10 protein-coding genes are annotated in these 20,813 nt (G+C 54.1%); all 10 read right to left on the reverse strand.

Annotated features, from left to right (window positions below):
* Positions 1–492: 492 nt before the first annotated feature.
* Positions 493–2,397 carry a SusD/RagB family nutrient-binding outer membrane lipoprotein gene (locus OH144_RS11660; RefSeq protein ID WP_266202417.1) on the reverse strand — a complete coding sequence of 635 codons (1,905 nt, stop codon included), beginning with the start codon at positions 2,395–2,397 and terminating at the stop codon, positions 493–495.
* Positions 2,398–2,418: 21 nt separating this feature from the next.
* Positions 2,419–5,544: a SusC/RagA family TonB-linked outer membrane protein gene (locus tag OH144_RS11665; protein WP_266202418.1), complete on the reverse strand. Its 3,126-nt coding sequence runs from the start codon at positions 5,542–5,544 to the stop codon at positions 2,419–2,421.
* Positions 5,545–5,612: 68 nt separating this feature from the next.
* Entirely contained in the window at positions 5,613–6,830 is a 1,218-nt protein-coding gene (locus tag OH144_RS11670; RefSeq protein ID WP_266202419.1) for an ROK family protein, read from the reverse strand.
* Positions 6,831–7,203: 373 nt separating this feature from the next.
* A complete protein-coding gene (locus OH144_RS11675) occupies positions 7,204–9,141 on the reverse strand; it encodes a peptide-N-glycosidase F-related protein (RefSeq protein ID WP_266202420.1) in 1,938 nt (645 codons plus the stop codon).
* Between the two features lie 562 nt (positions 9,142–9,703).
* A complete protein-coding gene (locus OH144_RS11680; RefSeq protein WP_266202421.1) occupies positions 9,704–10,966 on the reverse strand; it encodes a glycoside hydrolase family 27 protein in 1,263 nt (420 codons plus the stop codon).
* Positions 10,967–11,129: 163 nt separating this feature from the next.
* Entirely contained in the window at positions 11,130–14,258 is a 3,129-nt protein-coding gene (locus tag OH144_RS11685; protein WP_266202422.1) for a glycoside hydrolase family 2 TIM barrel-domain containing protein, read from the reverse strand.
* 342 nt (positions 14,259–14,600) lie between these two features.
* Positions 14,601–15,767: a sialidase family protein gene (locus OH144_RS11690; protein ID WP_266202423.1), complete on the reverse strand. Its 1,167-nt coding sequence runs from the start codon at positions 15,765–15,767 to the stop codon at positions 14,601–14,603.
* A 124-nt stretch (positions 15,768–15,891) separates the two neighbouring features.
* The gene (locus tag OH144_RS11695) at positions 15,892–17,061 is read right to left on the reverse strand and encodes an AGE family epimerase/isomerase (RefSeq protein WP_266202424.1); all 1,170 of its coding nucleotides are present in this window, start codon (positions 17,059–17,061) and stop codon (positions 15,892–15,894) included.
* Between the two features lie 12 nt (positions 17,062–17,073).
* Positions 17,074–19,161: a GDSL-type esterase/lipase family protein gene (locus OH144_RS11700; protein ID WP_266202425.1), complete on the reverse strand. Its 2,088-nt coding sequence runs from the start codon at positions 19,159–19,161 to the stop codon at positions 17,074–17,076.
* 56 nt (positions 19,162–19,217) lie between these two features.
* Entirely contained in the window at positions 19,218–20,792 is a 1,575-nt protein-coding gene (locus OH144_RS11705) for a sialidase family protein (RefSeq protein ID WP_266202426.1), read from the reverse strand.
* Positions 20,793–20,813: the final 21 nt, after the last annotated feature.

A 20,813-nucleotide genomic window follows, 5' to 3' on the forward strand; every position in this document is an offset into this window, starting at 1 on the left:
TCGTTTAGTATAGAATGGTAGCGGCGGCGGTGTGGCTAATGAGTAGTGGCTTGTGTTATAGGGGTAAATCTTCTTACCGGTTGGCTTTACAGCAGCAGTGCAAAAGTTCGTACACGCTTTCGCACATGTATCCATTTGCCTCCCCAGAGCTTAAGATACTATTAAATATATAATAATTAATTAATATTAGCAATATATAGTACATAAAAATGTGTTCGAAAACGCAAAAACTTATAAAGGCTTCTCTTTTTATCCTTTCTCACTAGAACTTCACCCTATAGCTTCCTAGGCACTCTCCAGGTCGTACTTGATAGCCTAAGACAACTACTAAATATAAGTAAACTTTGTCTCTTGTCATACATAAAGTAAAACTAATAAAAAAGGTTAATCTTCCCATGTAAAATATTACAAATAAGAAGATTAACCTTTTTACTCGGAGAACACGTCTGAAATGGCTATGAAACCTAATCAGACGGTTAAATTAAGGCAATGCTACTGTTTCTGTGCCCACCATAGTGGGGTTGCCACAGCGTCGGGTCCGTTCAGGAAGCTTACAGCCTGCTCATAGCCAGCAGGGTTTGTATTCTCCAGGGTGGATGGGTACTTCAGGCGCTGCGGGAAGAACTCCACCCGGCTCTCCATGTAATTTGCGGAGGTAAGGGATGGCAGGTTCGGAAGCGGGTTCTCCACAGCTGGGTTTTCAAAGAAAGGTAGCCCCAGTCTTCTATGGTCACTCCAGGCTTCCAATGGAAGCCACGGGAACTGCGCAATGTACTTCTGCGTGATGATCTTAGTCAGGTGATCATTCTTAACCGCACCATCCTTGTACAGGTGGTTGACCGGATACTTGATAGTAGCCTCACTGGTTGCACCTGTGTACCCGTTCTCATACTTCATAGTATAAGTGGCAGAAGGTTCGGCGGTGTGTGCCCAGCTTACGGAGGTGCCGTTTCTGTTATAATCCTCTGAAGCCAGGTAACCCTTCATTGGCACGCCCCAATAATCAAAGCTGCTCTTAATACCTGCCTCATAAGCCTCTTCGGCCGACATTGGTGTATTCCAGCCACGAACAGCGGCTTCGGCGAGGAGGAAGTAGGTCTCCCAAGGCCCGAAGAAAACACGCTGGCTCTGGCTTGTTCTAAACTCCTGCGACATACGCGGGATAGTGCCTGGGTAAGAATACACCCTGTTTTTCGATCCCTTGGCTCCCCACGATCCGTTGCCGGCTGAGTTCCAGGTGTACGTGGCATCGATCTCTTTTATCACGTTGCCTGCATCATCCAGCAGCGGACGCTTCGGGTTTCTGGCATCCGTTGTCCAGGATGGATAGTTACTATAGTTGGGGTTTGTATAGTCGCCAGGGATGGCAAAGGCCTCATAAGCACGGGGATCCACGGCATATGGCAAACCATTGAACCAATAGCCAGCGGATGGATTGTTCGTCAAGGTGGCGAAATGATTTTCAAATCGCTGTCCCATCCAGTCGGCAGGTTTGATCGCATCATGGAAAGGCTCGCCGAGCTGCTCCTCCGTCTCTATACCACCCAGGTTGAAGTAGGTGTTGAACAGTGTCTGAGACAGGTACTGCGCGTTCCACTCGCGGCTCATCACGCCAGACAGGGCGTCCCAACCCGGTTTTTCCTTCACCTTAAAGGTTTCGTCCAAGGTCAGTAGCAGGTCGTTGGTTGCAGCAGCTGCCTCAAACTCTGCCTTTGCCTTAGCTGGGTCTACCTCGGAGAGCCTCATGGCCAGGCGCAGGCGCAGCGAGTTGGCATACCTTCTCCAGTTGGCCCAGTTGTAAGCATAGGCAGGGTCCAATTGCTTAAGCCTATCGGGTCTTGCCACCGACTCATCAAGCTTAGCACTCGCATCCCTCAGTTCATCCAGAATAAAGTAGTAAACAGTCTTTTCATCTGAGAACTCCGGGTTCTCGCCCTGGAAGGCATTGATCGGAATGGGGCCAAAGTTGTCAGACATCTCGCTCATCAGGTATGCTCTCCAGATACGGGCTACCTGCAGCAGGTTCTCGGTGTGAGGTTGCGTTTTGCCCGAGTTGATGTGCCCGTTGGCGACCTCAATGGCAGTGTTGGCTGCGTTCAGCCAACCGGAAACCTGGTTATAGTAAGCACTGGTCCAGCCGTCGTTGTAGCCGCCTGCCGAAAGGGTTGAGCCCTCCTGGTAATGCGCAGCTACTTTCCAGTAAAGTATAAATGATCGCTCGGCCACGTCTGGGTTCATTTGCGCGCTAATGATGGAGTTGTTGATAAAGTACTCCACCTGCACCTGATCCGCACTTGCCGCTACGGGGTTCACGTTGATTTCTTCGAAATCGTTGCATGAGGTAAGCATCAGGCCTGTTGCCATCAGCACCCACGATTTTTTAAGTATATTTCTCATAAAACTAATGCAGTTAAAAGATTAGAAGCCCAGCGTAAGGTTGAACAGAATAGAGCGTGTGGTTGGCATACTTCCGTTCTCAAAACCAGTTGCGTTGGAGCCAGTGGCAAACACCGATTCAGGGTCTAGTCCGTCCAGGTGGCTGGAGATGAGCCACACGTTTGTGGCTGTTATGCCAACGCTGGCTCTCTGAAGCGGCGTTTTAGAAAGCAGACCTCCTGGCAGTGCATAGCTTAAGTTCACGTTGCGCAGACGCACATTGGTTGCATCGTAAACATTGGCCTCTGTGATACCCAGGTTACCCACACCAGCTACTGCATTCCAGTAGTTCTGTGGCGTTACTTCTGTCGTGTTTACTTGGTATTCTCCTGTAGTAGGGTCCTGTATCACACCTTCCACTACAAAGCTTTCACGGCCTCCGTCACGCAGCGTGGCGAGAGATGTACCGTTGCGCTGCATGCTAGCAAGTGTTCCAGCGAAGATCTCGCCTCCGATGCGGGCATCTACTTGGAAGGAAAGGCCCAGGCCTTTATAACGCAGTGTGTTGGTAACACCCAACAGTGCATCCGCCTGCTGGTTGCCCAGTCTCACACCCTGCTCTCCTACCAGTGGCAATCCTGCGCTGCTCAGCAGCAATTGGCCAAAGTATGGACTTTCCGAATCATCTACTCTGCTGAACGTGCTGCCGTAGATCTCGCCATACTCGCCGCCAACTACTGCATTTACACGCACATCATCGAAGCCTCCCAACTGATAGATCTCGATATCCTCATACAGTTCCTCCACTGTGTTGCGGTTTCTGGAGAAGTTACCGCTGATGTTCCAGTTAAAACCGGTCGAGTTTCTGATGATGTCGGCATCTACCATCAACTCTATACCCTTGTTCTGGATATCACCAGCATTGATAATTCTTCCGCTGTAACCGCTGAGCGGGTCCATTGGCAGCGTAATAAGCTGGTTTGTAGCGTTAGACTTATAAACTGTAAAGTCAAAGCCAATCCGGCTGTCAAAGAAACGCGCCTCCAAACCGGCTTCGTACGACTTAATCAGCTCATTTTTAACATTTGAGTTGTAAAGGGTGGGATTTCTGCCTGCCGTCGGGTTGCCATTTGGGTCTTTTCCTATCCAGTAGGTGTTGTAAAGCTCGTAAGGCTGAAGGCCGTTTCCTACCTCTGCATAAGAGGCTCTTAGTTTACCGTAGGTCAACCAGGCCGGAAGTGTAGCTCCAGTGGTCTCCAGCATATCGGTGAACACGTAAGAGGCGCTCACGGACGGGTAGAAGAACGAGCGGTTGTCTTCGCTCAGGGTAGAAGCCCAGTCGTTGCGGAAGGTCGCATCCAGGAACAGGTAGCCGTCCCAGTTAAACTGCACCATACCGTATACTGAGTTGATTTTCTGCTCGCGATAGTCCTGGCCTATGGTAGGATTAGATCTGCCGTTGTTCAGGGAGAACAGGTTTGGCACTTCCAGTTCGCCAGCGTTGCCGCTGATAGAGCTGAACTTCTGCGCCATCAGGTTACCACCCAATGTCACCATACCACCCAGTCTGCCGATCACGTTATCGCGCTGTGCCGTGATGAGTGTGCTGTAGTTGGTCTCCATGAAGTTCTGCTTGCCCAGGCTGTATCTTCCGGATGGTGTCTGTGGGCTGCCGCCGTAGAGTTTGCTCTCGACAGTAGTATAGTGCATGTCCGCACCACCTTTAATCTCAGCACTCAACCAGTCCGTAAAGTCATACTTCACGGAACCATTCATGATAAACCTGTCTCTTAAATCCTGGTTCAGGTTATACCTGCTGTTCCAGTAAGGGTTCATCTGGCTGCTGGAGCCGTACCAGATCATGTTGCCATTCTCATCAACCGCCCGCTCAAAGTCACGGATGTCTATGGAGCGTGGCAGGCCGAATAGCGTTCCGAAGGAGTTGTTAGGGTTGTTACCCCCGATTGGCCGGTTCTCGGCGTCAGTCTTTGTATACTGCACCTTGGTGTCCGTGGTCCAGCGCTCCGCCTTGCCGAAATGGCTGACAGCTCTGGCCGTCAGGCTGGTTCTGCTTAGCTTCACGCCCGGCGACACTCCTTCGTTGTCAAACTTATTGAAGGACGTGTAAACAGAGGTGTTGTTGTACTGCTGCTGGAACGAAACGTTCTGGCTGGAGTAAAGTCCTTTTCCAAAGAAGTTATCGATGTTGTCATAAATGCGAAGCGGCACATTTTCGCCTCTCCAGTTCTCCACGGTCTGCCCATCGGCTCTTGGGCCCCAGCTAGCGCCAGATATTGGATCATAGCTACCCTCCGAACCCTGGCCGAAGGTATCCTGCAGTTCTGGATAGGTAAAAATCTCGTCGTAGCCAACGGTAGAGGAGATCGTGATACCCAGCCCGTCCTGCGGCTTGCCAGACTTCGTGGTGATCAGGATAACGCCGTTACCCGCTCTTGAGCCATAGAGAGCCGCCGCAGACGCTCCCTTCAGCACAGATATACTTGCTATATCTTCTGCGTTAATATCGGCAAGACCGTTACCCATGTCCAGGCCCGGGTTCCAGTAGTCGTTGTTGTTTCTTCCGGTAAAGTTGTCGATCGGAATACCGTCTACCACGATCAGCGGCTGGTTATCCCCTGTAAGGGAGTTGTTACCGCGAAGGAGGATCTTGGAGGAACCTCCCGGGCCGTTGCTGGAGCGCGTGATCTGCAGACCAGCCACCTTACCCGTCAGGGCATTTGCTAGGTTAGCCTCTCTCGCCTCCACCAGCTCCCCGCCGCCAACTTCCTGCATGGCATATCCCAGCGATTTCTTCTCGCGCTCAATCCCCAGAGCTGTCACCACTACCTCGCTGAGCTGGCTGCTGCTGCTTCCCAGCGTAATATTGAGCGTGTTGCTTGTCCCAACACTTACTTCCTTGGAGTCAAAACCTAAGGAGTTTACCACCAGAACAGCCCCCTCAGCCACTGAAAGGCTGAACGTGCCGTCGTCACCGGTGGTCGTTCCGGTCGTAGTTCCCTTTACCTGTACCGACGCATAAGGCAAAGGAGTTCCCTTGTCATCTTTCACTGTACCAGTGATGGTCCGTTTCTGCTGCGCGAACGCCAATCCTGTAAACAGGCACAGGAGCAAACAAAGCACGAACTGCTTAGTAATCATTTTCCTCATAGAAAACAGTTTTGATTGTGAAATTTTTTGTAACCCTTATTCATGTAATACAAGGCTTATCTATCGGGCTAAACCGCCTGATGATTGCCTGCCGTTTTGCCCTTTCCAAGGCTTAAGGTGTCGTAATGCTCCATAACCAGCGCCGCTGCGCCAATTATTTCCGCCTGGTATCCGATTGTTGAGATTTTGATTTCTGTGTCTTCAGCGATTTTAGGAATGCAGTGCTCGTTGATTGCCTGTTGGAGAGGGGCCATCCAAAGTTTGCCGGCCACAGACCCCCTGCCACTTAGCACGATGAGCTCCGGGTTAAGAAGATGTATAAGTGTGGCCACGCCCCTTCCTATGTTATAGGCTGTTTCGGAGAACAACTCGATGGCGAAGCGGTCTCCCTTCAGGGCAGCCTCCATAATAGCATTAGATGTGGCTTCCATATCATCGAGCGTGAGCCCCTGCAGCATCGATACCCTGCCGGACTTTAGCCCCTCTACCGCCCGTTCCGCTACCACCACCAGTGAGGTCTCGGTTTCCAAGCAGCCGCTCTTGCCACAGCTGCACATCTTGTTGTTCATGAAGATGGGGATGTGGCTGAACTCGCCGGCAAAGCCGTTGTGCCCCCGAAACAAGGCCCCGTTCAATACCATGCCCAGGCCTATACCCCACCCAATGCTCAGCACCATCACGTTCTGCCTGTCCTTGGCGGTACCCAACTTGTGCTCGGCCAGGGCGACCAGGCTCGAGTCGTTGTCGATCACAACCGGGAGGTTTATCTCAGACTCCAGGTACGTGACCAGGCTGACCTGCCCATTATTGAGAAATGAGTGATTGACTCCTTTAACCACATCCACAAACCCTGGCATACCGATTCCCACTCCGATGATCTTGTCAGTCGGAACGCCTGCCTGCGCTATAAATTGTGTGAGATGAAGGGCTAGCTGCTGCAGGGCATCGGGGTTGTTGGCCAGTGGCAACTCCACCTTTTGGACTTCCCCTATGTAGTTGTTGTGCATGTCGAGCAGGGCGATGCGTGTTATGAGCTGATCCATCGCCACGGACACCATGTACATTAAATCAGGCCTTAAGGAGTACATCTGCGGCCGCCTGCCACCGGTGGAGAGGGCATAGCCTTTCTCGACCACCGTTCCCTCGTTCACTAACTCACCAAGCAGGCGTGCGGTAAGAGGTACACTCTTACCAGTAAGGGTGCTGAGGTCAGCACAGGACAGCTCACCGGCAAAGTATAGATGCTTTGCGATGTTCCTCTTATAAGCAACCTGTTTGTCAAACATCAGATGGAAGATATTATCTTTTTGAGGCCTTCTTTACGAAATTGTTACCAAAGTAGGTGGACTTTCTTTAATAAAAAAATACTTTAAAGAAATTTTTAAAAAGTTTTACGGTCTTTGAGTAATTAATCACCCTTGCCTTTTACCATGATAATTTGGATTTAAATAAGTAAACTAAAGGATGTAAACGCACACGCAAACAGGTAAACAAGAGAAAAACCAGAGACGGCACTACAGATTTAAGCTGATATTATTAAAAAATAAATAGATAGCTGTACAGAGATGGAAGGAGGTGTTTGACGTAAGACCCAAAAAAAAGCCGCCCGCGAACAAGGTGCTCGCAGGCGGCGGTAGACAACGTATAGTTTGTGAGAAATTACTCTTTCAGGCGGATGCGCTTCTTGAACTTCTCTTCCCCGTCAACAAATACTTTTAGGTAAAAGCGGCCTTTCGGGTGCTGGCTCAGGTCGTAGGTGAAGACGCCTTCCTTTAGCTGCTCATACTTCTGCTCCAGTACCACCTCATCGCCCGGGTCGGTTACGATCTGCACCAGCACGTCGTGCGGCAGGTTAGCATAATAGTCGAAGGTGGTGGTATCGTTGGTGCGGGTGGGGTATAAGCCGAAGGAGGTCTGGTCAGTAACTGGCGCTACGGGCGTTCCTACCTCAAAGGCATAGCGCACCGAGGAACCGAAGTCAGACTCAAAATCCTGCAGCATGGCCCCGTCTTTATTCAGCAGGCGCACCTTGCCCCTGCCGCCGCGCGGGTTGGCCCAGAACTCCAGGCCATTTCCGCCGGTGTCCTGAAGGACAAACTCATAGTTGCCATTAGTCAGCTGCACCGTGTCGCGGTATAGGGTATTCGCCTTCAGGGTTCCGGCGACTCTCTCCTGAATAACTTTGCCCTCTCTGTCTTTGAGCACGTAGCTGTTTTGATCCGGCTGGTTGTTTGTCATCAGGTATACGACCATGGTTCCCTCCTGCCTTGGTACCGCCTCGAAGGCGCTGGCCATTTTATTATCGGCCGCATACTTGTCTTTTTTACCGTTTGGCCGCTGCAACTCTACTTCAAAGGTGTTCTGCCCTACGTTGCTCTCTATTTCGCCCGGCAGGGCGATCACGGTGTAGCCTGCGGGCTGCAGGCTGCCGGTCCAGTTATACTTCTTCTTGCCAAAGCCCCTGGTGCCGTAGCTAATTTGCAGGCTGGTAAGCGGCGCTGCTCCCATGTTGCGCACTACGATCTGCGGCTGCACATTGGCTGGATTCTGGCGACGGTGGGCATCTTTCAGCGACGGGCGGATGATGTCGGTTAGGGCCACATCGTTTTTAGCAGCGGGCTTTTTATACTGTATGACGTACGCGGTGATGTATTCGTCGGCGCTTGGCTCCGTGGAAGTATAATCCTCCATGTTGATGTCTACCGTGTGCTGGGAGCCGGGCTTTACGGGCAGGTCAAACAGGTCAGGTTGCATCAGGTCGCCGGGGCACCAGTCGGCGCGGTCGTACACCCAGGTGCCAGCCTGCGGATAGAGCGGATTCTCTCCGCACTTCTTCCAGATGTCTCTCCTGTCTACCAGTTTCTCGTCGAAGTATACTTCCCTGTACTTGCTGCAAAACTCAGCGCAGTTGTCAGGCTTGTCCATGCCGTGGCCAGTCTGCACCACGCGCAGGCGGGCGAACGCAGCATTTTTATCGGCTTTAAACGTAGTGGGCTTCAGCGCATTCTCGATTGGGTTGGCAGGGTCGCCGTAGCGGTAAGCCCCGTCGTAGATCTTCTGGATGGAAATAGGCTCCCAGGCCGGTTTCCCCTTCACGACCTCGAAATCCAGCGTCACGGTCCAGCCACGGTCCTCATTGGGCTCCCAGCCGGTGTGGTTATACTCTATCTCCACGCTATCGCGCAGCAGCAGGCTGAAATCGGTGACGTCCACCTCCCAGTCAAAAGTCCATTCCTTGCCGAAGGCCCCACCATAGGGCGTCAGCATGCGCCCGATCTCAATGTCCTGCGACGCGCCTTTTTTGCCTCCGGTTCTACGAATGGTGATGTGGTCTTTATAATCCCAGTCGGCGCAGCGCATGTTGTCGGGGCAGCCCAGGCGCAGCTTCAGTTTTATACTTCTAATGTCCTCGCCTTTGGACGGGAAAACGCCCCAGGCTTTGTAGCGGTTATTGCCCTGGCTCGGGTCGGTTACCACCGTCATGCGGTTGTGCGTGACCACATTTAAGGTATCGGAGGCGTGGGTTTGGAGGGTGATGATGGAAAGCATGGCGGTCAGGGTGTAAAGCCATACTTTGCGGATAATTTTATACTTCATTTTTAGGGTTTTTATACTTTGCTTTTTGTGTTGCTAATGTCACTGGCGCAAGTCTGCAGACTTATGTCGCCTATCGCTGGCGCGAGTTTGTAACTCGTGCCTCTCTATAATCCGACTACCTCTAGAGCCGTCTTTTGTACTTCTGCTATACTTCATACTTCTCTGGCGCAAGCATCCGCTTGTGCCTCTCTTAGGACCTGCTTCCTGCAACTGGAACCAGGCTATCCTTACTAGCTACTGTTCATCCTCCAGACTTACAAACCTACAGTTGTATTTCCGGCTTTGGTGCTCTCAAGCCCGAAAGGGCTCGTCTTCCCGCATCGCGCTGCTTTCGCTTCCTTTGCTCCTACGTCGCAATGCCTCGCTCACGCTCGGCACCGGAACCTCTCGAGGCGCTCAACGGAAAGACTGGGAATAGCATCGATAGCTTTTGCCCTTGCCGTCATTTCAATCCTCGGGGAGAGATCTATCCGAATTCTAAATATTTCAATACTTGACCTCTTTTGTCTTTTGTCAAATAGTCCTTTGTCTAAAACTTGCTTGTCTACAGCTCTTCCCCCGCCTACTTGTACTGAAATACATTGTAAGGCCGGGAAGTACCCTGTAACGTCAGCACGACCACGCCGTGCGCGGGAACGTCAAAGCTAATGTCTTTCGCTGTAGAAACGGCAAAATCTTTTTTCGCCCAAAGGTCACGCATGGTATAGCCTTTGACGGCATCCAGGCCCACGGAATCCGGCTGGAAAGTAATAGCAGCGGTTTTCCCCGACCTGTTGAGCAGCGCCACGGCTACCTGGCCGCTCATGGTCGTCTGCAGGGGCTTGGCCCATACTTCCAGGTCGCCTTTGTCCACCAGGCGGCGGGCCTGGTACACCAGTTTGTCCTGGTTGATAGCAATCAACTCTTTGTTTGTGAGGATGCGGATCGTTTCCGGGCTCATCTGGCGCAGGTCGTTGCCGGCCAGCAGCGGGGAGCTCATCATACACCACATCGAAAAGTGCGTCTTATCTTCTTCGTAGCTCATGCCCCGCCCTACCTGCAGCATGTCCATGTCGTTTACGTGGCCCGGCGAGGCGTGCTTCCAGAGGTCGGCGTTCAGGTCCACGATGTGCATCACCGAGGCAAAAGTGTTGTCGATGTCTCCGGAGATGCGCCAGGAGTCAGCCAGCGGCACCACCCACTCGCCCGGAAACTCCCAACGGCACACGTTGTAGACCGCATCGGGCCGGATCTGGCGGATCAGGTGGCCGATCTGGGTATAGCGCGTTTGCTCATCGAGGCCCAGCCAATCGCCGCCGCACCAGTCCACTTTAATAAAATCATAGTTCCACTCCTGCAGCATCAGTTGCAGGTCCTGCGCATCGTGCCCGTAGAGACCCATGCCTACGCCCACGGTATCTTTGTCCCAGTAAGAGGCACAGGTGTTGATGCCGGCATCCGAGTAAATTCCCGCTTTCAGCCCTTTAGAGTGGATGTAGTCGCTCAGGGCACGCATGCCGCTGGGGAACCGCTCCGGGTGGGGCAGAATATTTCCCTCCGCATCGCGCCCGCCAAAGAAGCCGTCGTCGATGTTGACATACGTATAACCGGCCTCCTGCATCCCCGACGAGACCATGAAATCGGCCTGCGCCCGGATGATGTCCTCGTTGATATTGGCTCGGAAGTTATTCCAGCTCGACCAGCCCATAATGGGTGTTCTGGGGCGCTCGGCTACCGCTACCGCTTTGCCTACAGCAGGTGCGTAGCTGGTAACGGCGCTATTGGGCTGGCTCCGGCAGGCAAGCAGCGCAACAAGCAAAAAACATGGGACGAGCTTTTTTAACATGATCTTTGATTGGATAAAAGTATGGGTCATCTCCCACACGTGAAACGCACTACCTCTACAGGCTAGGCTAACACTTTGTATACTTTGGCAACAGGTGCCTAAGCGCAAACGGAGCGGCCACAGGTATACCTTTGTGCCGCTCCGTTCAAAAAATCAATCAAACCTACTTTTTCACCGGCACTATACGGTACTCGTAATAGTATGGCCTGTTGAGAAACAGCTTATACTTGTCGAGCGGCAGCAGGCCCCAACTGTTGTTGCCGCCAATGCCGAACTGCTGCAGGTCCACGTGCAGGTGGATATTTTTATCCGGCTCCAGCGAACCTGAGTGCGTCTGGTGCTTGTCGAAGCCCGGGAACAGCTGGTCCGGGCTGTAGGGCAGGGCGCTCACGTTCAGCAGCGTATCGATGTGCTGGATGATGATGCCGGAGCCGTCTTTGCGGCTGATCTTGGCCCAGCGCACATCACTCTTGTTACCGCTCTCCTGCGGACGCACGTACGGGTGGTACTGCTCGGCGATGCTGCCTTTGTACTGGCCCACCAGGGCGGCAGTTTTTCTATCCCAGTAGCTTTCCCACGGGCCGCGGCCATACCATTCCAGGTTTTTGAAGTCTGTTGGCAGCGTCATGTGGTTGCCTACCTTAAAGGTCATCAGTTTCAGTTCCTTCAGCGGCTGCACCTTGTTTTTCACGGTCAGGGCACCTTTGCCGTCAGCAATCAGGGTCTGCTCATACTTCAAGCCACCGTCCAGCAACTCCTTCTCAACGTTCACCTGCACCTGCCCGTCGGCCAGCGTTTCTACGTTCACCTTTTTCACCACGGCTTTTTCGTCAGCATCCTTTAACGCTCTCAGCCTTTTCGGAAGATTTGCCCCGAAATCGTTGTCGGTGCCGGGGCGCCAGAAGTTGATGCGCGGGCCACTTTCCAATATCGTTTTGCCGTTGGCCTTGTAAGAGGTAATGTTACCCGTTTTCTTATCCACCGTCAGGCTGAACCGCTTATTACCCAGCTCGATAGTCGAGGCTCCGTCCGTTACGTTGATCTTGTCGTTGCTCGCGGCATAAGCTGGCGGCACAGGCTTGCTCAGGGCAAACTCTTCGAAGGCCAGCTCGGTGCCTGCTTTCAGCACGCCTTCATCGTTTTTAAGCACCGCTTTTACCTGCAGGTAGTACTCATTGGCCGTATCGGCTTTAATCGCCTCGTCCGGTAGGGTAAGTCTCACAAATTGCCCCGGCTGCACGGTGAGCTCGTTGATTGTGCCGGATTTTACTTCTTTGCCGTCGCGCAGCAGCGTCCAGTTCAGTTTAAAGTTATCCAGGGTGCGGAAGAAATACTTGCTGCGCACGCCCAGCTGGTTTTTGTTTAGGGTAAAGGCGATGTTCTGGTATACTTTGCGCACCTCGTAAGAGTGCGGGTGGAAAGTACGGTCCGCCCCGATCACCCCGTTGATGAGGAAGTTGTTATCGCTTGGCGTGTCTTTATCGCCCCAGTCGCCGCCGTAGCCCAGGATCTTCTTGCCGTCCTTCATGCGGTATACGCCCTGGTCTACCCAATCCCAGATAAAGCCGCCCTGCAGCACCGGGTAGGTTTCGAAAATATCCCAGTACTCCTTAAAGTTACCAATGCTGTTGCCCATGGCGTGGGCGTACTCGCACAGCAGGTAGGGTTGCGTGGGGTTGCTCTGGGCGTAGGCGATCACCTCGTCCGGGGTGCGGTACATTTTAGAGTAGATATCGGTGTTCCAGTCGCCGGATGCCAGTTCGTAGTGCACCGGCAGCGAGGGGTCCAGGCTCTTGGCCAGCTCGTAGCCACGGTAGAAGTTCCAGCCGTTGCCCGCCTCGTTGCCCAGGCTCCAGGAGAAAATGCTCGGGTGGTTGCGGTCGCGGCGAATCATGCGGCCGATGCGCGTCAGGTGCGCCAGCTCCCACTCCGGCACGTTAGCCAGCGTGCGGCCCAAATCGTAGTGCATGCCATGCGACTCCACATTGGCCTCGTCCATTACGTACAGGCCGTACTCGTCGCATAGTTCATAAAAGTAAGGGTCGTTCGGGTAGTGGCTGGTGCGCACAGCGTTCACGTTTAGCTGCTTCATCAGCTTCACTTCCTCCAGCATGGCCTCACGGCTCACCACCTGCCCCGTTTCCGGGTGCGTCTCATGGCGGTTCACGCCTTTGAACATCACTGGCTTGCCGTTTACCAGTATTTGCGTGTTCTTGATCTCTATCGTACGGAAGCCCATCTTGCGGCTGATCACTTCCTGCACCTTGCCGTCTGCATCGTAAAGGGCGATTTCGAGGCGGTACAGGTTCGGGGTTTCGGCGCTCCAGGCTTTAGCGTTGGCAACATTGGCGTTAAAACGAAGTTCGGTTTTACCCTGCTTCATCTTCAGGCCCCAGGTGTTCTGTTGGGCGCTCCATACTTTCTTGCCATCGGCATCGTACAGGGCCGCGCTTACTTTATACTTCTCCTGGTTTTCGTCGGTGTTGTTCCAGGCCGTAATGTGCAGGTTCATCACGCCGTCGCGGTAGTTGTTGGCCAGCGAGGCGTTGGTCACATAGTCGTAGAGGTGCACGCTCGGGCGGGTGTAGAGGTAGCAGTCGCGGCTGATGCCCGACACGCGCCACATGTCCTGCGCTTCCAGGTAGCTGCCGTCGTTCCAGCGGCGCACCTCCAGGGCAATCAGGTTCTGGCCCGGCTGCACGTAAGGCGTGATATCGAACTCCGACTCCAGCTTGCTGTCTTTGCCCAGGCCCACGTACTTGCCGTTCACATAAAGTTTAAAGGCTGATTTCACAGCCCCCAGGTGAATGAACACGCGCTGGTCTTTCCAGTTAGCCGGAAGGGTAATCACACGGCGGTAGGCACCTGCCGGCTGGTCTATATTATCCGGTATGTTCGGCGGTTGCGGGTTGGTCATGTTAAACTCGTAGAACGGGTTCACATAGATCGGTACGCCGTAGCCGTTAAACTCCCAGTTGGCCGGCACCGGAAACTCTTTCCAGCTCTTATCACTGAAATTGGTGGCGTAGAAATCCTGCGGCAGCTGCTTGTAGTCCTCCACCCAATGGAACTTCCACATGCCGTTAAGCGACATAAAGCGAGAAGACTTGGCCTTGTCACCGGCGGCCGCTTTGGCCACATCCTCAAACGGAAAGTACGACGCCCGCATCGGCAGACGGTTTTCTTCCTGCACGGCAGGGTTTTCGAAAACTGGATCGAGGTAGGGTTTCTGGGCTAGCGCCGGGAAAAAGCCCAGGGCCAGCAGACACGTAAGCAGTAAGAGTTTATTCATGGTTAATTAAAGTATGGCAACGTAACGTGTACAAACCAAGGCACTTCCTCCACCCCATCCGGGTACTGATGAGGCTTAAGAGAGACTGCACATGCTCTGTATCATGTATGACTTAGGGAAGTATAAAGGTTTGGCTCCGGATATACCCTCACTACCTGTTGATAGCGGATACACCCGGAGCCACCCTTACTTCCCAAAAGTATTAAGGACCTTAGAAAGGCATTATAGCGTAAGAAGTGCGTAAATTAAACAATGTTCTCGTAAACGCAAACCACAAGTATATATTGCTATACCCTGTTGTGTCGGTGGCAGCAGTTAGCTCTATACAGGAAGTTTATCCTTCTACTTCTTCCACTTCACCACCGTGAACACGATCTGCTGATAGCCGTGTTTCTCGTACAGCACGCCGATCTCCTTCTTCCCTGTCTTCACCAGGTCAGAGTAAGCAGCGTAGTCCTTCTCGTTGTTCGGGCTTTTGGCGATCAGGTGCTGCTCGGACCATGTCTTGCCTTCGTCGTAGCTGATGCGCAGGGTCAGGTTATCGCGGCGCTGGGTGTCGGCGGCGTTGCAGAAGGCCAGAATGGCTTTCCCTCTCTTTTTGCCGATCCGAAGTATACTTCCCTGGTTCACCGGGTCCGGGAGCTGCTGATCAAAGTAGGTCGTATCCCAGGTGGCGCCGCCGTCGCTGCTGATGCTAATGATGCGGGCACGCACATCGCCCTGCTGGTTTCGGATGTTCATCATTAACCGGCCCTTGGTCAATTCAGCTGCCATTGCCTCGTTGCCTCCTGACTCCGGCACGGTTTCGCTGATCTTGAAAGTTTTACCGTGGTCGTCGGTGTAATAGCCGTGGGCGAAGTAATCCTCTGCTGTGTTCTTCGGGTTGCCTTCCGAGTGGTTGGCGGCTACGTAAATGCGGCCTTTATACTTGCCCTCCGCAAACTGAATGGCATGGCCTGGCGTGTTGGCATAGGCGCGCCAGTCCTCTTTAAAGGTATAGGCCGGGTTAGCGGCAGGCATGTTCGGGCGGTGTACCTGTGTGGTGATGTCCACAGGCTCCGACCAGGTCTGGCCGTTGTCGGTGGAGGTGACGTACCACGCCTCGCGATAGCCCTTGGCGCTTCGTACTTCATACTCATGCGCGTTGCCCGTGTTGTAGAACAGAAAGATTCGGCCCTTCGGATAGGCCAGGTCCGTCAGGTCCACCACAGGGGCGGCGTTACCGGCCTGCAGGGTGTCGTAATCCACCACCGTCTGCAGGGCCGACCAGGTTTTGCCTTTGTCCGAGCTGCGCTTCATGACGATGTTCACGTCGCCAAAGTCTGCCGCGCCATGTACCCGGCCTTCCGCAAAAGCGAGTATATCGCCGTTGGGCAGGTCGATGATGGCGGGGATACGATAGGATTTATGGCCTTCCTGGCCGGAAACAAAAACAGGGACATCAGTAGTTTGAGCCTGCGCGAATAGTGCGGTAAAGAAAAAGGTAAGGGTAAATAGTAAGCGTTGCATGGAAAGTTTAAGAGTTAAAGAGTTTAAGAGTTAGAGTGTTTAAGAGCCGTAATACCTTGCGGTTCTATAGTTAGAAAGTTAGAAAGTTTGGGAAATCAAACAACTAATAACCTGTAACGAATAACTAACGCAGCGCTTCCAGGGCCTGCCAGCAGTACCACTCCTGCCGCGGCAAATGGAAAGGGCCCTTGAAAAGGTTACCTTTGGTGCTGGAGGATAGGCTGCCGTCGCGGTGGAGGTAGCCGAACCATTCACCATGCTCTTTGTCATGAAAATGACCATAGGCGTAGTCGTGGATTTGCTTGTGCCAGTCGGCGTATTTCTGGTTGCCCGTCAGCAGATAGGCTAGCAGCGTGGCGATGATGGTCTCGTTTTGCGGCCACCAGAACTTCATGTCGTGCCAGTACTCCTGCACCGGTTTGCCATACACGTCGCGGAAGTATAAAATGCCGCCGTGCTCTTTGTCCCAGCCCCGCTCCCACATATAATCGAGCATGCGGCAGCCAAGGTCAATCAGGTGCGGGTCGTTGTTGCGGTATCTTGCCTCATGAAGTATAAACCAGGCGCCTTCGATGGCGTGGCCAGGATTGATAGTTCTGCCGTCGATGTGGTCGATGATCTCCCCTTCCGGCGTTACCTGCTCCATCACGCAACGGATATCGTCTTTTACAAAATCCTTTTCTATTTCAGCTATCCACTTGGTAATCCACTCATCGCAACGCGCGTCGCCAATATTGTCGCGCAGTTGCTGGGCCGTGCTCATCATGATCATGGGCACTACAATGCCTTTCGCCGGACGTGTGTCGGTGAATTTTGGCTCGAGCAGGCCGGGCGTGGTGGCATACTCCAGGCACTTGCCGAATAGCCTTCTGGCTTCTTCGGCAACTTCCTCGTCGCCGCTGGCTTTGGCGTAGGCAGCGAAGGCGATGACGGCAAACGTCTCCGAGAAGAAATAACGCCGCTTGCGGATGGGCTTGCCCTCGCGTGTCACGTGGAAAAACATGCGCCCGTCCGTGTCGAAGCAGTGCTGTCGCAAAAAGTCGATGCCCTTTTTCGCCCCTTCCAGCCACTCTGGCCGCTGCTCCACCGTGTTGTAGAGCGTTGCCAGCAGCCAGGCGGCGCGGCCTTGTATCCAGACGGCTTTGTCCGTGTCGAGTAGGCTGCCGTCGGCGTCGCGCATAAAGAGGTAGCCACCATGTTCTGCGTCCAGAGAGCGTGGGAACCAGAAGGGCAGGGTGTCCTCCAAGAGCTGCTTCTTATAGAAGTCTTTGTAGTCGTTCAATGTTGAGGTCATAGCAAAAATAGCTTATTCAGATGGAATGGAGAAACTAGAGAAGGTTGAGGCTGGCAGGCCGGCTTTGTTCACGAGGTTAGCGGTGGTATAGGGCTGCCAGCCGTAGCGCACATACTTCGGCACCGGCACCTGATCCGACCGCACCCATACTTTACTGCCCCGGATCTCGGCTTTAGCCTCCCTGAAAATCAGGTCGCTACCCGCTATCTCAAACCCGCGTAGCTCCTGGCCGTCGCTGGTGTGCAGTCCTTTGCCGTGCTCAAAAGTACAAACAGCCTGGTTGCCCGAAAGCCGAACGTCTTCAAACAAGGGGCCGCTGTAGGGCACGCGCTTGCCATAGGTTTTAGCCAGGGCCCAGGCCGCCAGCCGCTCCCCCACCTGCCGCTTTTGTCTCGGGTGCACGTCCTGCGGGTCGCCTAGGTCGCTTGTCACGGCCATACCCGTATTTTCCACTTGCCGGAGCAGTCTGCGCTGGCTGTCACGGAAGTATGGCCAGCTAGGGCGGTTAATGCTGGAAAGTTGTGCGTAGTAAAAAGGGAAATCATAACCCCACTGCCCGCGCCAGTCCTGCACCAGCGTTTTAAAGAGTGTCTCATGCAGCTCCGTATTATGGGCGTTGCTCTCACCCTGGTACCAGATCACCCCTTTTATAGGGAAGGCCGTTAGCGGAGCAATGCCGCTCTCGTAGTTATAGGAGGGCTGGTAGGGGTGGCGCTGCTTGGTGAGGGTAGCTTTCTCCAGGTTTTTTCCTGCCCGTTCACGCACCCAGGGCATCAGGAAATCAGAGCTGCGCCAGCTATGGAGCATGTGTACCAGCTGCGGATGATGCTCTAAGGTATAGCGGCTTATCCATGACTCGGTGCCGGAGCCGCCGACAGCTACCTCGATCAGCCCCACGGGCACCCCAAGCTGCTCCTGCAGCTGTTTGCCGAAGTAGTAGGCCACGGCCGAGAAATCCTTCGCCGCCGCCGAGTCGCTGCGCTGCCAGGTGCCGGAGAAGTATTCGAGGCGGTTTACCTTCTGCAGCGTCTCTGAGTCCCAGGCTACGTCATAGGTTTCGGCCAGCGGCTTCAGCTGCAGCAAACGGATAGCGGGCGCCTGTTGCGCCTGCCGCATCTCCCCGGCCGTGTGCACCGCCTGGCGCAACGGGAAAGCCATGTTCGATTGGCCCGAGCACAGCCATACCTCCCCCACCAGCACATCGTTTATACTTATACTTGTGTCTGCAGTAGAAACCTGGAGATGAAACGGCCCTCCTGCCCTCTGAGGCGGAAGTATGGCTTTCCATTTACCGTCGGAACCAGCCGTGGCCCTAACCTCCTCTCCGTTGAAACTCACCTTTACTTCCTGCCCGGCATCGGCGATGCCCTGCACCGGGATCGGCATTTTCTGCTGCAGCACCATGTGGTCTGAGAAAACAGAAGAAAGCTGCAATCCGCCATACTTGCCCGTCAGATGCCCGGCTACTGTGGCTGCTATAATTCCCGCTCCCTCTGCGGTCGGGTGCAGTTCATCGGGGAACAGGTCTGGTCGCCTGTACAGCGGCGCGTGCAGGTCAATCAGCTCCACCTTCCTGCTTTCAGCTATCAGGGGTATAAGCGCCTGAATCTGCCAGAACCACTCGCGGGTGCCGGAGGTAAAGCGCGGATGCCCTGAAAAAATGGGCGTGAGCCGCGAAATAAGAATGCGCACCTGCGGATTGATGGCACGCAGTGTATCGATCAGGTGATAGTAATCCGCGGCAAACTCATCGGCGTAGTTCGGCCAGTTGCGCGGATCGGTGTCGTTTAGGCCCAGGTGGATAATGGCAATATCGGGCCTGTAGGCAAGGGCATCTTTGTACTGCTGCGTTTGCGTGTAGGGCCGGTGCCCCTTGCGGAGCAGCGTGGCCCCGCTGAGCCCAAAGTTCCCCACCTCATACTTTGCCCCAAGCAGTTGCTGGAGCTGCGCCGGGTAAGCCTTGTGTTCCCTGTCCTCAAGCAGATACCCATAAGTAACGGAGTTGCCGATACAAGCCACCTTCAATCGGCCCGCCGCCTGTTGCGAGAAGCCAGGCACAGCAAGTATAAAGGAGATAAAAAGCAGTAAATAACGAGTCATGATAAAATTACATTAGAGGTACCCGCCCTGTATACCTTGGGGCATTTCACCCCTGTTTATTGAATTACCTCCTGCACTGGTATCCGCACAAAGTATAGATGCTTCACACCTTCGTAGAGCAGCCCCAGCGTGTTATCGTCTATTTTGGTGAGGGCGGAATAGCCATAGGTGCCGCGCTCATCTATCAGTAGCTCGTTGCCTGACGGCCAGGTCTCGCCCAGGTCGGTGCTGGCTTTAAGCGTGATATTGTAGCGGCCGGAGGGGGTGGCGGGATTGCTGAAGAACAGTACTTCCTGCGGCCCGCTGTTCGTGCGCACGCTGGCTTTGATAAAGCTGCCCATGCACACCGGGTCGGGCAAGGCGCTGTAAGAAGTATGATGCTCTACCCAGGTCTGGCCCAGGTCGGTGGTGGTGGCCACGGAGCGGAAGCGGCCGCGGTTGTCGCGCATGTTCAGCATCAGGGTTCCGGGCGTGGTCTCCACTACCTGGCTCTCGGTGGTGTTGGCCTTTGCCCCGATGCCGCTCTTCCAGGTCTGGCCGTTGTCCTGGCTGTAGATGATGCTGGAGTGCGGCATGCCGTTCTCGTCCCAGTACTGCGAGGGGAAAACCAACGTACCGTTCTGCATCACGATGCCATTGCCGGGGCCGTTGAAGTAGATGCGCCAGTCCGGGTTCTTGATCTGCTCGGTGATGCTGTAAGGCTCCGACCAGGTCTTGCCGTCGTCGGAGCTGCTCACCAGCACGAACTGCCCCGTTTCGTCGGGCGTCAGGCCCGGTCCGGAGCCAGCGATGGAACGGTTGCCCTTGCTCCACAGTGCTGCTACCCAGATTTTACCGGTGGCCGGGTCAAATAACACGGATGGGTCGCCGATGCCGTTGTTCTCATGCGGCGCGCCCATGTCCATGATGTTCTTCATCGGCTCCCATGTCTGCCCCCCGTCCGTGCTGCGGCTCATGCCCACGTCGATGTTGCCGGGCAGGTCGCGGGAGTTGTCGTAGCGGATGTCGTAGACGGCAATCAGGGTGCCTTTGTCGGTGGTGGCGATGCCGGGAATGCGGTAGGTGTCCACGCCATCGTCTCCGGCCTTGCGCAGGGCCACGCCCATGCGTTTGGAGTAGTCAGAGCCGTCCTCGGCTACCGGGTACACGTTACCGGCAGCATCGGTCAGCTGGGTGGCGCGCAATGCTACCTTGTTAGCGAGGTTGGCCGACTCCTTCAGCGTGGCGCTGAACCAAATGTAGTGCTTGCCTGGCTTTGCCTGAATCTCCAACGGCACTTCAAACTCCTCGGCTGTGGGCGTGATGGACCTGATGAGGTTGGATGTTCCAAACAGCGGTTCGTTGCCCGTAAAGTATACATCCAGCTGCTCCACATCCTGCAGCGCGGTGCCGTTAAGGCGGGCTTTTATACTTTGGTAGGTGATACTTTCCGCGCCTGCCGGCACATACAGGGTTAGGCGAAGAAGCGGGTTCATATCCACCCCCTTCAGCACCGGTATTGCCGGGGCGGTGCTGGCTATACTTGCTCCGTTTGCTGTGGAGGCTGCCGTGCTGATCTCCCTGGAGCAGCTCACGCCACAAAACAGAACTACAAACAGCAGGCACAGGATACGTTTGGCTTTATTCATCATTTATACGTTTAGGCTTTGCCC

This window comes from Pontibacter kalidii (assembly GCF_026278245.1).
In the GTDB taxonomy this organism is placed as follows: domain Bacteria; phylum Bacteroidota; class Bacteroidia; order Cytophagales; family Hymenobacteraceae; genus Pontibacter; species Pontibacter kalidii.

Bases quoted from the DNA above. Each gene is read 5' to 3' on its own strand.
- OH144_RS11660 (WP_266202417.1), bottom strand. From the start codon at position 2,397: ATGAGAAATATACTTAAAAAATCGTGGGTGCTGATGGCAACAGGCCTG.
- OH144_RS11665 (WP_266202418.1), bottom strand. From the start codon at position 5,544: ATGAGGAAAATGATTACTAAGCAGTTCGTGCTTTGTTTGCTCCTGTGC.
- OH144_RS11670 (WP_266202419.1), bottom strand. From the start codon at position 6,830: ATGTTTGACAAACAGGTTGCTTATAAGAGGAACATCGCAAAGCATCTA.
- OH144_RS11675 (WP_266202420.1), bottom strand. From the start codon at position 9,141: ATGAAGTATAAAATTATCCGCAAAGTATGGCTTTACACCCTGACCGCC.
- OH144_RS11680 (WP_266202421.1), bottom strand. From the start codon at position 10,966: ATGTTAAAAAAGCTCGTCCCATGTTTTTTGCTTGTTGCGCTGCTTGCC.
- OH144_RS11685 (WP_266202422.1), bottom strand. From the start codon at position 14,258: ATGAATAAACTCTTACTGCTTACGTGTCTGCTGGCCCTGGGCTTTTTC.
- OH144_RS11690 (WP_266202423.1), bottom strand. From the start codon at position 15,767: ATGCAACGCTTACTATTTACCCTTACCTTTTTCTTTACCGCACTATTC.
- OH144_RS11695 (WP_266202424.1), bottom strand. From the start codon at position 17,061: ATGACCTCAACATTGAACGACTACAAAGACTTCTATAAGAAGCAGCTC.
- OH144_RS11700 (WP_266202425.1), bottom strand. From the start codon at position 19,161: ATGACTCGTTATTTACTGCTTTTTATCTCCTTTATACTTGCTGTGCCT.
- OH144_RS11705 (WP_266202426.1), bottom strand. From the start codon at position 20,792: ATGATGAATAAAGCCAAACGTATCCTGTGCCTGCTGTTTGTAGTTCTG.